Here is a 14,862-nt window from a genome sequence, read left to right on the forward strand (position 1 = left end):
CCTACGGTCAAAAAAGGATTTTAACCTAATCCTTCGATCGCCGGATGGAAGAAGAACGCCAACCCTAAAACAATATAGGTTGCCAATAATAGGGAGCCTTCCAACCAATCAGAACGACCATCAGAGCTGACGGAATTGGCCAGTAAAACGGCTACAACCACGGCGACTAATTCAAAGGGATTAAAATCGAGATCCATGGGTTGGTGAAAAAATACTCCTGCTAACACCAACACCGGAGCCACAAATAGGGCAATTTGCAAACTCGATCCCATAGCCACAGAAACGGATAATTCCATCTTATTCTTCATGGCGACGGTGACGGCGGTAGCATGTTCAGCCGCATTACCAATAATGGGAACCAAAATTACCCCGGTAAACAGAGCCGTTAAGCCTAAATAAGAGGTCGCCTCTTCCAAAGAATCCACTAACAGTTCTGATTCGACGGCCACCACTACCGTAGCAACCAGCAGCACCACGCTCCACAAGACCAGATTGGGCTTTTCGTGGGGTTCTTCTTCTCCTTCCTCCTCATTTTCTGCCAAGCCTACATCATAGAGATAGGAATGGGTTTTCATGGAAAAGAGTAGGGTGAGCAAGTAGACCACAATTAAAACGATGGAGACTGCACCGGATAGGGTTTGCATGGTGGATTCGGCGATCCCATCTGAGGTGACATCGACTGCGGTGGGAACCAAGATGGCAATTACCGCTAGGTTCATGGCTGAGGCATTTAGACGTGCCACAACTGAGGTAAAATTTTGCTCCTTATAGCGAATGCCGCCTAAAAACATGGCAAACCCCATCACCAGGAGCAGGTTACTGATGATGGAGCCGGTAATACTGGCTTTGACAACGCTGACTAAGCCGGCTTTTAAGGCGACCAAACCAATAATTAATTCAGTGGCATTACCGAAGGTGGCATTCATCAATCCTCCCAAATTGGGCCCGAGAACCACAGCAATTTCTTCTGTGGCGATGCCCATCCAAGCGGCTAGGGGGATAATGGCTAAAGCAGCCGTGATAAAGATGGTTGTCGATCCCCATTCGAGAAAATGGCCGGCGATCGAGATCGGTACAAAGATTAAGAATAGCGAAATGATGATATTCGTTTTGGACATGGTGAGTGAACCAGGTTTACACTCACTCATGCTACCCGCATTTTCTCAAACTGTCGGTAATTAGCCTTGAAGCCACCGGGCAGCGTCTTTAGCGTGATAGGTCAAGATCAGATCTGCACCGGCACGCTTGAAGCTGGTTAGGGTTTCCATAACTACCCGCTTTTCATCAATCCAGTCATTCAGGGCAGCCGCTTTGACCATGGAATATTCTCCAGAGACGTTGTAAGCGGCGACGGGGAGATTGGAGGCTTGTTTAACTTGCCAGATGACATCCATGTAGGCTAAGGCGGGTTTGACCATTAGCATGTCTGCGCCTTCAGCTATATCTAGGTCAATTTCCTTGATGGCTTCCCGACTATTGGCTGGGTCCATTTGATAGGTGCGGCGATCGCCAAATTGGGGGGAAGACTCTGCTGCATCTCGGAAGGGGCCATAATAGGAGGAAGCATACTTAGCTGCATAGGATAAGATCGGGATCTCTTCAAACCCGGCTTCATCTAACCCGGCTCGAATGGCTTGGACAAACCCATCCATCATTCCTGATGGGGCAATCACGTCGGCTCCGGCTTTGGCTTGGGATACGGCGGTTTTTTTCAATAATTCTAAGGTGGGATCGTTTAAAACCCGTCCGGTCAGATCTCCCACTTCTAAATATCCACAATGGCCATGACTGGTATACTCACATAAACAAGTGTCTGCAATGACCACTAGATCGGGAACTGCTTCTTTGACTGCTGTGGCGGCTTTTTGGATCATCCCACAATCATGCCAAGCGCCGGTTGCATCGATATCTTTGGTTTCAGGAATGCCAAACAGGATAATGGCGGGAATACCGAGATCGTAGACTTCTTTGGCTTCGTCTACAATTTTATCTACCGAGAGCTGATACACACCGGGCATCGATCGCACTTCCTTGGCGACTCCTTCACCCGGCAGCGCAAACAACGGATAAATCAAATCATTAGTGGTGACTACATTTTCTTGCACCATGCGGCGCAAAGTGGCAGAGTTACGAAGGCGGCGAGGGCGATGAATGGGAAACATAGTTAGGGATTGATCGACGAGTATCTAAATCAATTAAGAGTATTTGAGTATTGTATAGCGATCGCCGATCCCCCTTTACATCCGAGCCATTTTTCTCAATGTTTTGTAATGTTAGGGGACGCAAACCTCAAGCAAAATATGACCTATTACCCATTACCCTTCTGATATGGAACCTTGGTATTTCACTCCACCTCCCTCCTCTGAATTAGGCGATCGCGAAGTTCCCCTACATGGAACCCATCTACAAGGAAAACGGATTGCTCTACTGATTACCGGCAGTATTGCTGCCCTTAAAGCCCCCTTATTAGCCAGGGAACTTAGGCGCGAAGGGGCAGAAGTTGTCGCCTTTACCTCTACGGAAGCCCTACGCTATACCACCCTCGACAGCCTCGAATGGAGTACCACCCATCGAGTCATTACCAAACTGACGGCGGCTGCCGAACATCTCAGCGATGAAGCCCCTTTTGATGCCTATGTCGTTGCTCCTGCGACCTACAATACGATTAATAAAATGCGCTATGGTATCGCCGATGGAGTCATCACCTCTACCCTCGCGTCTGCATTAGGGAAACTGGAACAGGGACAAACCAAAATTCTAATTGTGCCGACGATGCACGGCAGTTTACACAATCGAATTTTAACCGAATCTCTACAGCAATTACAGCGCTGGGGTGTAGAAATTATGCCCCCCAAACAAGCTTATGGCAAAGATAACTTACCGGATTTGCGCTCGATTGTTACGGCGGTTTCTCGTTTAATCAGTTCTTCTCGCTTAAAAGGAATTCCTGTTTTAGTGACCGGCGGCCCGACTCCCGTACCTATTGATAATATTCGCCGAATCACCAATCGCTTTCGCGGCACATTAAGCATCAAAATCACCGAAGAACTATATTTACGAGGGGCGGAAGTCCAGTTAATACTAGGAACTGGTGGTGATACCCCACCTCCCTATTTACCCTATGAACTCGCTCAAACCTATGAACAGTATGCCCAATTGGTTTTAGAACAGTTACAGGAAACTCCCTATATTTTTGCTATCTTTTCCGCGGCCGTTGCTGATTATCAACCGGAGCAGGTATTACCGGGTAAAATTCCCAGTGGTGGGGCAATGCAGTCCCTGAAATTAGTGCCCACGGCTAAAGTGATTGAACGGGTACGGGCGCAGTTCCCAGACTTGTATATGGTGACGTTCAAATATCAGGAACAAGTCAGTCATGAAGAATTGATGGGCATTGCCCAACAGAGACTCGCACAGGGGTATAATGCAGTGGTGGCCAATCGCGGAGAAGAGATGGGTGAGAACGGCGAACAAGTTGCCTATTGGGTCTCAGAGGATTATGCACCAGAAAAGATGATGGGTAAAGAAGGGATTGCCAGAGCGATCGGCGATCGCTTAGAAGAATTCATCAATGTAGCAAACATTTGAGGATTTGATATTACTCTTTTCCTCCGTTACTAAAAACGGCTTTCAAAGAGACTCCTAACCATCCTTCAAAGTTTTTCTGTTGCAGGGATGAAGGGTTGGGTAAGGGGGTCAGATAATAGGAGGTGGGCTTGGGTTGGGCTAGGGTGACGGTTAGGGTTTTGAGTTGATCCCCATGGAAGAGGGTTAGGGTAATAGAATCTCCTGGATTATAGTCTTTTAAGCGGTGATTGAGGTCGTCTGCACTGACGCGCAACCCGTCTAAGGCTAAGAGTTGATCTCCGGCATCAATGCCTACGTTATAGGCAGGAGAATGAAGTTCTACATATTTAACGATATTGTTTCCGTGTTCAGATTTGACGGTGATGCCTAAGTGGGGAACATCAGGGGATTTTATCTCAGCTTTGAGTTGTAAACCAAAAGGTTTTAGATAGGTGTTGAATTCCAAATCTTGAGTGGTATCTAGGGCGGTATGGAAGAATGTTTCTAGGGGAATATGGGCAATGGATTCGATGGTGTCTTGCAGTTGCTCTGGGGTATAACCGGTTTCGGTTTTGCCGAATTTTTCCCACATTTGTATCATGATATCATCGAACGATCGCCGATTTTGATGGTGAGCGCGAATCATCAGATCGAGGATGAAGGATACCAACTCGCCTTTGAGGTAGTAGGAGATCTGGTTATTGCGACTGTTGGCATCGGAGCGATAGAGCTTAATCCAAGCGTCAAAACTGGATTCGTGCAGGGGTTGAATCCAACGCCCTGGGGTGTTTTGATAGCGGGTGATTTCTTTGCTCAGTTCGTTCAAGAAATGGCGGGCATCATAAATTCCGGCTCGCAGGGGAATGATCATATCATAGTAGGAGGTTGCCCCTTCACAAAACCATAGGGATGAAGTGTAGTTTTCTTGGGTATAGTCATAGGTTTCTAGACCGATAGGACGCAGGCGTTTGACGTTCCAGAGGTGGAAAAATTCATGGGCAACCAGTTGCATGAAGGAGGCGTATTTGTCGCGATCGCGGAAACTGAAGCGGTCGAAAATTAAGGAACAGGAGTCTTTGTGTTCCAAACCGCCGCGACTGCGAGCCAGGTGGAGGATGAACAGATAGCGATCGTAGGGGAGTCCGCCAAAGAGTTCTGATTCGACTTGGATGATTTTTTCTATATCATTAATGGCTCTTTCTGGTTCTAGATTGCTTTGACCCCAAACGGCTAATTCATGGCTTTTATTAAGGGTTTGGAAATAATAGATGGCATGAGTGCCTATTTCAAAGGGACTATCCACCAGGTGATCGAAGTTTTTGGCTTGAAAGGTGGTACTTTTCCCTGGAACTTTGGGCAGGGCGGTGCTAATGTTCCAAGTGGTATCCGGAAGGATGATTTTCACGGTAATAGGGGTTTGCTCTATTCCTAGAACTTGGAAAAATAGGCAAGTGCCGTTAAAGTAGCCATGGGAGGCATCTAAATGGCTGGTGCGAACGGTGAGTTCATTGGCATAGATGCGATAAAAAATGAGGATTTCTGAAGTGTTTTGGGTGTTAATTTGCCAGTGATTTTTACTTTGTTTGTGATAAACTAAAGGGTTGGCTTCTGAGTCATGAACTTGAAAGTCTTGTAGATTTTTAGCGTATTCCCGGACGAGGTAAGAGCCGGGACTCCACACGGGAAAGAGGAGATCGAGTTGGTCAGCTTGCCAACCGGAAATGCGTAGGGTCACTTCATAGAGGTGATTACTGGGTTGGGGCATGGCGACTTGATAGGCGATCGCCACTTGAGGATCGTTAGACAGGGTAGGTTGAGGAACAGCGACTTGAGTCATGATGATTTAAGAGCAGATAATAATAGACATCAGGAGATTAATTTAACCCATGCCGGCTAAGTGCTTGAGTTGTTTTTTGTTAATTAAAAACAGACGATTTTCATCGAGATCGATCGCAATCCATTTTTTTTCTTGCAGCTTTTCCATGATTTTCTGAGTTTCCTGTAAGCCAATATCGGAGACATCCGCCAAATCTTGAAAGTCTGCATTAAAAATGACTACCCCTTGCTGGGTATCCGTGCCATAATCTTCGGCTAACCGCACCAAGGTATTAGCCAGTTTAACGGCGGGTGGTTGGTTTCGCAGTTGAAAGCGGACATTATTTTGACGCAGACGGCGAACCATTAACTGCAACATGCGATGATGGAGCTGGGAATCATTAAACAGAGCTTGAATAAAACGTTGGGCCGAGACGCTCACTAGGGTAACGGGAGAGAGGGCAATCACATCGGTAGAGCGGGGAGATTCATCTAAAATCGCCATTTCGCCAAAAAAGTTGCCCGGGCCGAGGATGGCGATCGTCATGTCGTTCTTATCGGAGAGACGGCGGACTTTGACCCAACCAGAGACAATGAAAAACACCGCATTTCCCCAAGCGTCTTCCATTAACACCGCTCGTTGGGCAGGATATTCATGTTCTTGGGCAATGGACAATAGGCGATCGAGGGTCTCCGGGTTAGCGGTATTGAATAGGGGAAATCGTTCACTAAATTCTTCAGTAGTCAACATGAAAGGCGTTGGCATTAAGCTTAACAGAAGGGGTTAGAGGTCGGCCCAGGGTTGGGGAAGTACAGGATAGAGAAGATTTCGGATGGGCTGAGTTTGGCTAGAGCTGCTCCGAGTCCTAATCGTTCTATCCTACGTTAATTCTATCGGTTGGTGGGCAGTAGGACACGACGGAATAGAGGAGAAAGAGCCGCCCAGATCCAATGAAAATGTTTAGGAATGTTGCAAAACTTCAAATTTGCGCTAGGATAATCGTTAAAGTCACCGTGAATTGCCGAGGACTACCTCTTGAGTGGATCAAACGGCACGAAAGCGGTGCATTATCAACTGGTTAGAGAGAGCAGCAAAGCTGTTGTAGCCTTGTGTAGCTGATCTAAATCCTGTGATCCACTGATTGAAAAACTCCATGGGCAATAAGCCAACAATCGCGATCGCCCACTTGGGCTGTGAAAAAAACCGAATCGACACCGAACATATGCTCGGTTTGCTCGTTGAAGCAGGCTACGGCGTTGATTCAAACGAAGAGTTAGCCGATTATGTCATTGTTAACACCTGTAGTTTTATCCAACAGTCTCGACAAGAATCGGTTCAAACCCTCGTCGAACTCGCAGAGGCGGATAAAAAAATTGTGATAACGGGCTGTATGGCCCAACACTATCAACAAGACCTCCTGGATGCCCTACCGGAAGCGGTAGCGGTGGTAGGAACAGGAGATTATCAGAAAATCGTAGAGGTGATGGAACGGGTACAAGGAGGCGATCGCCCGATCGCCGTTTCCAGCAACCCCACCTACATCGCCGACCACCAAACCCCCCGTTATCGGACAACAACCGAAGGGGTGGCCTATCTGAGAATTGCCGAAGGATGCGATTATAAATGCGCGTTTTGCATTATTCCCCACCTGCGTGGAAAGCAGCGATCGCGCCCCATCGAATCCATCGTTGCTGAAGCCCACCGGTTAGCGGAGGAAGGGGTTCAAGAACTGGTCTTGATCTCCCAAATTACCACCAATTACGGAGCTGACCTCTATGGAAAGCCAGCACTGGCTCAACTCCTCAGAGCGCTCGGACAGGTGGATATTCCTTGGATACGGATGCATTATACCTATCCCACCGGCTTTACCCCAGAGGTGATTGCCGCCATCCAAGACACCCCCAATATCCTGCCCTATCTCGATTTACCTCTGCAACACTCCCATCCCGATATCCTTCGGGCCATGAATCGCCCTTGGCAAGGTCAGGTTAACGATCAAATCATCGAGAACCTGAAACAAGCGATCCCCAATGGAGTCTTCCGAACGACCTTTATTGTCGGGTTTCCCGGTGAAACCCAAACCCACTTCGATCACTTGTGTGACTTTGTAGAGCGTCATCAATTCGATCATGTCGGCGTATTTGCCTTCTCTCCCGAAGAAGAAGCCCCCGCTTCTCGCTTTGAAAACCCGGTTCCGGAACCGGTCAAAGAACAGCGTCGCAATCAACTCATGGAGCGACAACAACCCATTTCCCTCAAGCGAAATCAGGCCGAAATTGGCAAAAGAGTCCAGGTACTGGTGGAAGGAACTTTCCCAGACACCCAAGATTTAATCGGTCGCTCGGCCCGATTTGCTCCAGAAGTCGATGGCGTAGTGTATGTCAGACCTCAAGACAATTCGGAGCCCCTAGGAAAGCTGATTTGGGTCAAGATTACAGATGCGGATGCTTATGACCTCTATGGCGATCGAATTTAGAGCTGTACTTTAGCTACACTCAATACCCCTCGCTGTCCTGCGTTAACTCACGCTGACATCGGACTTAAAATTTCCATTCATACTAAGGAGTATTAATGACTGTTTCATTTCAAGAACTCGGAATTTCTGAAAACCGTGCCCAATATTTAGAAAGCATTGGGTTTGTTGAACCCACAGAAATTCAAATCAAAGCCATTCCCCATTTACTTCAGAATCAAGATGTGGTTGGCCAAGCGCAAACGGGAACCGGTAAAACTGCAACCTTTGCCTTGCCGATTTTAGAAAGCCTCGATCTTGAGGCCCACAACCCCCAAGCCCTGATTCTGACCCCAACGCGGGAATTAGCTGAACAAGTCCGCAAAGCCATTCGTGATTTAACCGGAGATAAACGGATTCGGGTGACCGCTATTTATGGGGGTCAGTCCATTGAGCGCCAGATCCAACGGCTCAGAAATGGAGTGCATATTGTGGTGGGAACCCCAGGGCGGGTGATTGATTTACTCGACCGCAAAGAACTGACACTCAAAGACCTCTCTTGGGTGGTCTTAGATGAAGCCGATGAAATGCTGAATATGGGCTTTATTCAAGATGTGGAGAAAATCTTATCTCAAGTGCCCACAGAGCGACAAACCGCTTGTTTCTCTGCCACCATGCCCCCTTCAATCCGCTCTTTAGTGGAACGGTTCCTGAAATCTCCCATTACGGTGACCGTGGAGCGTACCAAAGCGGCTCCGGTTCATATTGAGCAAATTGCTTATATGATTCCACGCGGATGGACGAAACAACGGGCGCTGCAACCGATTCTAGAAATGGAAAGCCCGGATTCAGCGATTATCTTTGTGCGTACCCGTCGCCAAGCGGCCGAGTTGACCAGTCAACTGCAATCGGCTGGTTATAGTGTGGATGAGTATCACGGGGACTTAAGCCAATCCCAACGGGAGCGGTTAATGACTCGCTTCCGCCATCGTCAAGTGCGTTGGGTGGTGGCAACCGATATCGCGGCACGAGGATTGCATGTGGATGACCTCTCCCATGTGATTAACTACGATTTACCCGACAACCTGGAAAATTATGTCCACCGCATTGGTCGGACAGGACGGGCCGGTAAGGATGGGACGGCGATTTGTTTGGTACAATCCTTTGAGCGCCGTAAACTGGGCCAAATTGAACGCTATGTGCGTCAACGGTTAACTGTGAATCGGATTCCGACTCGCGCTCAGATTGAAGCCCGGCATATTGACCGCTTGCAAGAGCAAGTTAGCGATGCGGTGACTGGAGAGCGGATGGCTTCCTTCTTGCCTTTGGTGGCGAAGTTGAGTGAAGAAGGTTATGAACCCCATGCGATCGCGGCGGCTGCTTTGCAAATGGCCTATGATAGTACCCGTCCAGCTTGGGCAGAAACGGACTATGATGCCACGGAAGATGATGTGAAATACACCACTCCCAAACCTAAATTGGCTAAACGCAATAGAAATGCCTCGTCCATGCGGGACAAGCGCCAAGACCGGGTTGGAGCCAGTGAAAAATCCTAATCCTGCGGTTCAATAGTCACAGTATAAAGTGGGAGGTCTTGGTTAAATATGATTGAGAAACTGCCCTGGCCTTCCCTCGCCATTCTACTGATCTCTTATACCAGTTTTGCGGCGGCCCTTCCGCCTCTGAATTGGTCAGAACAACCTCCGTCGTTCTCGGCGGAGGTTCGTCTTTGGATTCTGGAAATCCTGTTAGCCCTGAGTTTTACGGCATTGCTCACGGCTCCTTTGCGACAGTTGAAAGAGGGGATTGTCAAGGGATTTCAAAGCGATTTAGGGTTGTTGTTAGCTGTGGTTACCCTCTGCTTTTTCTCGGTGTTAATTTTATCCCGAATTCATGTGTTTTATCGGAGTTTTGTACTGCTCTGTGCCGGTGCATTAGCTCGCCTGGATTTACAAACGTTGGGGTTTACGGAGTGGCAAGCCTTTTTTATTTTAGCCATCACCTCGGTTTTGGGTTTATTCGTGGGTGGGGTGATGGCTTATTTGAGTTAACCTAGAGGAGACGAAAGATAAAGGGATAGCGATAGCTGGTTTCCGGTTGGCTCAGACAATGGGCGATCGCCAAAACCGGTAAGATCACACTCATCAGTTGCAATAGTCCTAGCAGGGGCCACCCAATCAAGACGATGGTGAGTACACCAAAAATGATTTCGTATAACCACACATTAAAGTGGAAATTGAGGGACTCTTTCGCATTCTCCTTGACCACCGGATCGTCAGAGATGACAGAAATGGCGATCGGCACTCCCACCGAAACCCACAATAAACTAAAGAAAATAGAGCCTTGACATAGAGCTGAAAGTAACTTGCGCTTATCTGGATCGTACATTCTCTTCTCCAGTAACTTAAATTTCTACATTTATAGTAATCAATGCCCTCGACAAACTTCCATACGGATTACCGTCAGGATTAAACCGTTATAATAGCCAACCTTCGTAGGGTGGACAGGATAACCCTGCAATATCATTCAAAGTCTACCAGCAGACCCTGCCTACCTTACTGCTATACAGTGCTTCGCTTGGTAAGCTGTATTTTCATTGATTACCCGGACTCGATCTCAAACCCAAATTGTAAATTGCCCCGGTACAGTACGAAAATTCGCCTCACTCAACTCAGTAGAATTGACTCCCTCAACAATGACCAGAAAATCATCCGTTTGCATATCCTTAATAATCGTTTGATTGCCCATTCCCGGCAAGATTTCCAAATCTTCAAAGCGTAAACCATTACTCAAACCGATCGCATCTTCCCCCAAACGGAAATCGGTAAACACATCCGCATCTTCCATGCGACGGCCTCCAGTGGTGCGAGCATTCGGAGCAGCAGACACACCAATGACAAAAATATCATTACCTGCACCCCCCGTTACCGTATCGCTGCCATTATCCCCATAGAGGATATCATCGCCAAAATCCCCCCATAATTGGTCATTTCCTTGACCTCCTCGAACAATATCATTGCCCTGGCCCCCATAGAGAATATCTTCATCCCGGTTACCATTGATCTGATCGTCCCCTCGGTTGCCAAAAATGCGATCGTTATTTTGTCCCCCAAAGATCACATCATTCCCTTGTCCCCCAAAGATCGCATCATCCCCTCGGTTACCGGAAATTAAATCTACACCTTGGTTGCCATAAATTTGATCGTTATCATCAACCCCATAGAGGCTATCATTCCCCTCAAAACCTAAAATCAGATCGGAAAAGGGCGTTCCACCCAGAAAATCATTGAAAGGGGTTCCCGTAATGGTTGCCATCGATATCTCTCCTCATCACCAAAAAGATCGTTCATTACCCCTGCATAATTGCAAGTACAGGAAAATTTGTCCAGAAAAACCGACAAAGTTTAATCGTTCACTGAGATCTTACAGTGCTTTGCGCTGTAATCCCTATTCCCTATTCCCTATTCCCTATTCCCTAACTTCACACCGTCTAGGAACTCACTCAGGGTTTGATAGACCGATTCATGGGTATATTCATCCTCTGGGTGAGGGGGTTGGCCGGGTCGTTGAAAATAGGGTTTTTCTTGATACAGTTGACCCCAGCGAAAATCCACTTGCTTGACCAATTCATACAGTAACTGTTGATTGTCTAAAATGGAGGCAATCATCTCTTCAAGGGCGCGTAAGGGGTCGTCTAAATGTTGACTCACTTTCGCTTCATCCAGGCTAACCCAGGTTTGTAGAACCGATTGTAAACAGCCAGATGAATCGGGTAAGTGATTAACAATAAATCGGTTGATTTCCGTCCTCGCTTGGGCCAATTTAGGAATGGGGGATTCCCCTTTTAAGAAATCTCCCCCCTCTCGACTAATGAGTTCGGCTAAGGAAAACTCGCGTCCCGCACGAGCCTCCTGTTCGAGTTGCTTATCTTCTTCGGATGAATCAGGAGCGGTCATAGTCAGGATCTTCTACTTTAGCTAAAGTCAACACCTTGATCGAATAAACCCGTGAGGCGATCGACCTCACTTTGGGCCATATACATGGGATTTCCAGCTAGAATACCCGTCACATTGCGGAAGGGCTTACCAATATGCATTCCATCTGCATCAATGGAAAACTCACGGATATCTTTATCATGCATAGAACCCCGCATTTTTAAGACAGTGAGACCGCGCCGCATTTCTCCATACATTTCCACATATCTGAGCAAAATAATGGAGTCAGTAATCGTGGAAATATGGGCTTCGGTGATCGAGGTTCCGCCCACCAATGTGGGTGTAGTAGACGTGAATAATCCGGCCACTTCTTGTTGTTTAATAAAGGAAGTTAATCCAATAATAAACTCCCGAAATCCTTTCAAGTTCGAGACTCGTTCTAGGGCAGAAAGACTATCGACCGCCACACGATTGGGTCTAAAGTCTTCAATAATTTCTTTCATCTGAATCAGATGACTATCTAAACCGGTGGTTTCTGGATAGCGACAGACGACTCTTAACAGGCCTTCTTGCTCCATTTTTTGGAAGTCTACCCCCCATCCGATCGCGTTTCGATAGAGTTGTTCGCGACTTTCTTCAAAGGCAAATAGCAGACAGCGCTCGTTGTTTTTAAAGCCACCCACCATAAATTCCGTTACCATTAAGGTTTTACCGGTTCCGGTGGCTCCAGAGACGAGGATAATGGAGTCGCGAAAGAACCCACCTCCGCACATGCGATCGAGTTCTAAGCTACCTGAACTAATACGAATATTAGAAGAACGTTGTTCCAATTCGATCGCCGATAGGGGAATGATCGTAACCCCTTGCCTGGGAATGATCGTAAACGGAAATTCCCCATTCTGGTGTTCTGTGCCCCGATATTTAAGGATCTCGATGGTGCGGCGGCGTTTCTCCTCACAGAGAACATTGCGTAAAATGACCACATTATCGGCCACAAACTCTTCCACCCCATAACGACTAATTTCGCCATACTCCGACGTGCGCTCGGCTGTCAGAATAGAGGTCACTTCTAATTCTCGCAGAACGGAGGCAATTTTAAACAAGTCATTACGAACTTGGGCATTATCTGTCAAGTGGGAAAAAATCGCCCCCAAAGAGTCCATTGATACTCGCTTTGCATTGTATTTACGGATAGCAAACTCAATCCGAGCTAACAATGCACCGAGATCGTATTCCCCACTGACAATGGGTTTATCTCCCGGTTGAGGAGAGGCATCCACAAAGGCCCATTGCCGGTTGTCTTCCCATTGCCGAATTTTCCAACCAAACCCGCGCATATTCTTACGGATGGCTTTTGGCGGTTCTTCAAAGGTGATAAATATACCATTTTCGCCCCGTTTAATCCCTTCGGCCAGAAATTGGGTGGCAAATACGGTTTTTGCACTCCCTGCGGTTCCCACTACTAGGGTTGCCCGATGCTTGGGTAGCCCTCCTTGGGACAGAAAGTCAAATCCGGGAATACCGGTTTCAAGCTTCTCAATTGCCTCTGAGTCTGGATACTTGTCTACAGTCATCAATAGTGGTTTGATTAATTGAAGGATGGATGAGAATCTCAGGATTCGTTTCTTTCATTGTCTCTCGTCTCTGGAATCAAATCTAGTCCTAGGAGTACCGTATCCAGATTAGAGAGATCGCCGATAATCCTCTGAATGGGTTGCGGAAGCTGTTTAATCAGGGTGGGCGTGACTAAGATTTTTTCTGTTTCTGCTAATTCGGGTTCTTCTAGAACGTCAATAATTTTTAGTTCATATTGGTCTTCAAGTTGGCTAGTACAAATCTCTATAAGATTGGCGATCGCTCGTTGGGACTTGGGCGTATTCCCAGTAATATAGAGCTTGAGTAAATAGTGGTGCATTACGGTTTCAAGTTTTTGTAATTTTTGGTGACATTAAGTTTACTTAAGCCAATAAAGTATTTCCGATAGTAAGAGGCTAAGTAACCCATTAATTCTAAAACCATGAGTCGCCCTTCAGATACATAAGCTTGCGCTTTAACCGGATTGCTGTTTTGGGTTTTTGCTTTCAAAACTTGAGTGTGAATTTCAACCACATCTCTAGGGGATGCTTTTAAGAATCCGAGCTGTTCCCCCATGTTCCGCAGTTGCTCGGAAATGTTATAGTCAACTTTATAAACCCTTTGTTCCATAGACAAGTCCATTAACTCTCCATATTGTTGTACAATTTCTTGAAAGATTTCCGGTGAGGATTCTCGTAATAAGGATAATCCAAACAGTTTAGCAGTAATCTGGGTTTTGACGGTATCAGCAATATGTCTAAGACCCATAATTTCTTGTTCTTGCAGCCGTTTTAATTGATTTTGCTGTAAAACTTGCAGTTGACGTTTTTGCTCGATCGCCAATCGCAGGGAGTAGACTAAAAGCTTACTATCGATTTGATCTTTGACGAGATAGCCCTGGGCCCCTAACTGTAGACATTGAACCCGCAGGGTTTCATCCCGATTTTCTGTAAACACCACAATAGCCAGGTGGGGAAACTGTTCCTGACAGTTCTGTAAGGTGTCCATCGCTTGACTATCTGGGGAATTGAGAGAGATTAACAGAACATCAAAGTGTTTTTCTGAGAGTTGGGCGATCGCCTCTTCTAAATGATGGCAACAGTCAACTTGAAAACCTAGATCCCGTGTGGCTGAAGTGGGAGCCTCATTTAAGAACCGATAAACTTGAGTATAATCTTCTGAATTGCTTGTTACCAATAAGACATAAAAAAAGATCATAACTTAACCTTCTCTACCCAAAGTCTTGGGTTGGATAGGATTAAGAGTATTTATCATTGTATAATTTAGTTGCGTCAAGATATCCTCCCTGGAGGCTTGGGATCTCCTATGAATGTAAACATTTTTTTCAAATCATACCAATAGATTTAGCTTATACTATAATTTGCCTCTTATACAAGAGCGCGATCGCCTCAGCAAGGCCACCCCGTCCGACTGAAACTAATTAAGCCAACCCTCGTAGTGCCGTGACACAGCTAAAAATGTGCATTAGCGTAGGGTGGGTTAGGCGGCTAAAACCT

General features: G+C 46.7%; 14 protein-coding genes. 4 read left to right on the forward strand and 10 right to left on the reverse strand.

Annotated elements, in window-relative coordinates; genetic code table 11:
• Positions 1 to 20: 20 nt before the first annotated feature.
• Both cax and hemB read right to left on the reverse strand, forming a co-directional pair.
• Positions 21 to 1,118, reverse strand: a complete 1,098-nt coding sequence (cax, locus tag PMG25_RS10180; protein ID WP_283766790.1) for a calcium/proton exchanger — start codon at positions 1,116 to 1,118, stop codon at positions 21 to 23.
• 60 nt (positions 1,119 to 1,178) lie between these two features.
• On the reverse strand, positions 1,179 to 2,162 hold the full coding sequence (gene hemB / locus PMG25_RS10185; protein ID WP_283766791.1) for a porphobilinogen synthase: 984 nt from the start codon (positions 2,160 to 2,162) through the stop codon (positions 1,179 to 1,181).
• 166 nt (positions 2,163 to 2,328) lie between these two features.
• Between hemB and PMG25_RS10190 the strand changes: the two genes are divergently transcribed.
• Entirely contained in the window at positions 2,329 to 3,588 is a 1,260-nt protein-coding gene (locus PMG25_RS10190) for a flavoprotein (protein ID WP_283766792.1), read from the forward strand.
• Positions 3,589 to 3,598: 10 nt separating this feature from the next.
• On the opposite strand, the gene PMG25_RS10195 is transcribed toward PMG25_RS10190, so the two are convergent.
• Entirely contained in the window at positions 3,599 to 5,404 is a 1,806-nt protein-coding gene (locus tag PMG25_RS10195; RefSeq protein ID WP_283766793.1) for a M61 family metallopeptidase, read from the reverse strand.
• Between the two features lie 42 nt (positions 5,405 to 5,446).
• Positions 5,447 to 6,130, reverse strand: coding sequence for a Crp/Fnr family transcriptional regulator (locus tag PMG25_RS10200; protein ID WP_347178800.1), 684 nt, complete (start codon positions 6,128 to 6,130; stop codon positions 5,447 to 5,449).
• Positions 6,131 to 6,536: 406 nt separating this feature from the next.
• Between PMG25_RS10200 and rimO the strand changes: the two genes are divergently transcribed.
• The 3 genes from rimO (at position 6,537) to PMG25_RS10215 (ending at position 9,886) form a co-directional block, all read left to right on the forward strand.
• Positions 6,537 to 7,859 (forward strand): 30S ribosomal protein S12 methylthiotransferase RimO, encoded by a 1,323-nt coding sequence (rimO, locus tag PMG25_RS10205; protein ID WP_283766795.1) that lies wholly within the window; start codon positions 6,537 to 6,539, stop codon positions 7,857 to 7,859.
• A gap of 95 nt (positions 7,860 to 7,954) precedes the next feature.
• Entirely contained in the window at positions 7,955 to 9,391 is a 1,437-nt protein-coding gene (locus tag PMG25_RS10210; RefSeq protein WP_283766796.1) for a DEAD/DEAH box helicase, read from the forward strand.
• A gap of 48 nt (positions 9,392 to 9,439) precedes the next feature.
• Positions 9,440 to 9,886 carry a hypothetical protein gene (locus PMG25_RS10215; protein ID WP_283766797.1) on the forward strand — a complete coding sequence of 149 codons (447 nt, stop codon included), beginning with the start codon at positions 9,440 to 9,442 and terminating at the stop codon, positions 9,884 to 9,886.
• Position 9,887: 1 nt separating this feature from the next.
• On the opposite strand, the gene PMG25_RS10220 is transcribed toward PMG25_RS10215, so the two are convergent.
• The 6 genes from PMG25_RS10220 to PMG25_RS10245 all read right to left on the reverse strand — a co-directional run bounded on the left by PMG25_RS10220 (position 9,888) and on the right by PMG25_RS10245 (position 14,563).
• Entirely contained in the window at positions 9,888 to 10,223 is a 336-nt protein-coding gene (locus PMG25_RS10220; protein ID WP_283766798.1) for a DUF4870 domain-containing protein, read from the reverse strand.
• Positions 10,224 to 10,451: 228 nt separating this feature from the next.
• Positions 10,452 to 11,150, reverse strand: a complete 699-nt coding sequence (locus PMG25_RS10225) for a calcium-binding protein (protein ID WP_283766799.1) — start codon at positions 11,148 to 11,150, stop codon at positions 10,452 to 10,454.
• A gap of 146 nt (positions 11,151 to 11,296) precedes the next feature.
• Positions 11,297 to 11,791, reverse strand: a complete 495-nt coding sequence (locus PMG25_RS10230; protein WP_283766800.1) for a hypothetical protein — start codon at positions 11,789 to 11,791, stop codon at positions 11,297 to 11,299.
• 17 nt (positions 11,792 to 11,808) lie between these two features.
• Entirely contained in the window at positions 11,809 to 13,344 is a 1,536-nt protein-coding gene (kaiC, locus tag PMG25_RS10235) for a circadian clock protein KaiC (protein ID WP_283766801.1), read from the reverse strand.
• Positions 13,345 to 13,382: 38 nt separating this feature from the next.
• The gene (locus PMG25_RS10240; protein ID WP_283766802.1) at positions 13,383 to 13,685 is read right to left on the reverse strand and encodes a circadian clock KaiB family protein; all 303 of its coding nucleotides are present in this window, start codon (positions 13,683 to 13,685) and stop codon (positions 13,383 to 13,385) included.
• Positions 13,685 to 14,563, reverse strand: a complete 879-nt coding sequence (locus PMG25_RS10245; RefSeq protein WP_283766803.1) for a response regulator — start codon at positions 14,561 to 14,563, stop codon at positions 13,685 to 13,687. Before PMG25_RS10245 ends, PMG25_RS10240 begins: the two co-directional genes overlap by 1 nt.
• Between the last annotated feature and the right edge of the window lie 299 nt (positions 14,564 to 14,862).

The sequence above is a fragment of the Roseofilum capinflatum BLCC-M114 genome (genome assembly GCF_030068505.1).
GTDB lineage: Bacteria > Cyanobacteriota > Cyanobacteriia > Cyanobacteriales > Desertifilaceae > Roseofilum > Roseofilum capinflatum.

Bases quoted from the DNA above. Each gene is read 5' to 3' on its own strand.
- cax (WP_283766790.1), bottom strand. From the start codon at position 1,118: ATGTCCAAAACGAATATCATCATTTCGCTATTCTTAATCTTTGTACCG.
- hemB (WP_283766791.1), bottom strand. From the start codon at position 2,162: ATGTTTCCCATTCATCGCCCTCGCCGCCTTCGTAACTCTGCCACTTTG.
- PMG25_RS10190 (WP_283766792.1), top strand. From the start codon at position 2,329: ATGGAACCTTGGTATTTCACTCCACCTCCCTCCTCTGAATTAGGCGAT.
- PMG25_RS10195 (WP_283766793.1), bottom strand. From the start codon at position 5,404: ATGACTCAAGTCGCTGTTCCTCAACCTACCCTGTCTAACGATCCTCAA.
- rimO (WP_283766795.1), top strand. From the start codon at position 6,537: ATGGGCAATAAGCCAACAATCGCGATCGCCCACTTGGGCTGTGAAAAA.
- PMG25_RS10210 (WP_283766796.1), top strand. From the start codon at position 7,955: ATGACTGTTTCATTTCAAGAACTCGGAATTTCTGAAAACCGTGCCCAA.
- PMG25_RS10215 (WP_283766797.1), top strand. From the start codon at position 9,440: ATGATTGAGAAACTGCCCTGGCCTTCCCTCGCCATTCTACTGATCTCT.
- PMG25_RS10220 (WP_283766798.1), bottom strand. From the start codon at position 10,223: ATGTACGATCCAGATAAGCGCAAGTTACTTTCAGCTCTATGTCAAGGC.
- PMG25_RS10225 (WP_283766799.1), bottom strand. From the start codon at position 11,150: ATGGCAACCATTACGGGAACCCCTTTCAATGATTTTCTGGGTGGAACG.
- PMG25_RS10230 (WP_283766800.1), bottom strand. From the start codon at position 11,791: ATGACCGCTCCTGATTCATCCGAAGAAGATAAGCAACTCGAACAGGAG.
- kaiC (WP_283766801.1), bottom strand. From the start codon at position 13,344: ATGACTGTAGACAAGTATCCAGACTCAGAGGCAATTGAGAAGCTTGAA.
- PMG25_RS10240 (WP_283766802.1), bottom strand. From the start codon at position 13,685: ATGCACCACTATTTACTCAAGCTCTATATTACTGGGAATACGCCCAAG.
- PMG25_RS10245 (WP_283766803.1), bottom strand. From the start codon at position 14,563: ATGATCTTTTTTTATGTCTTATTGGTAACAAGCAATTCAGAAGATTAT.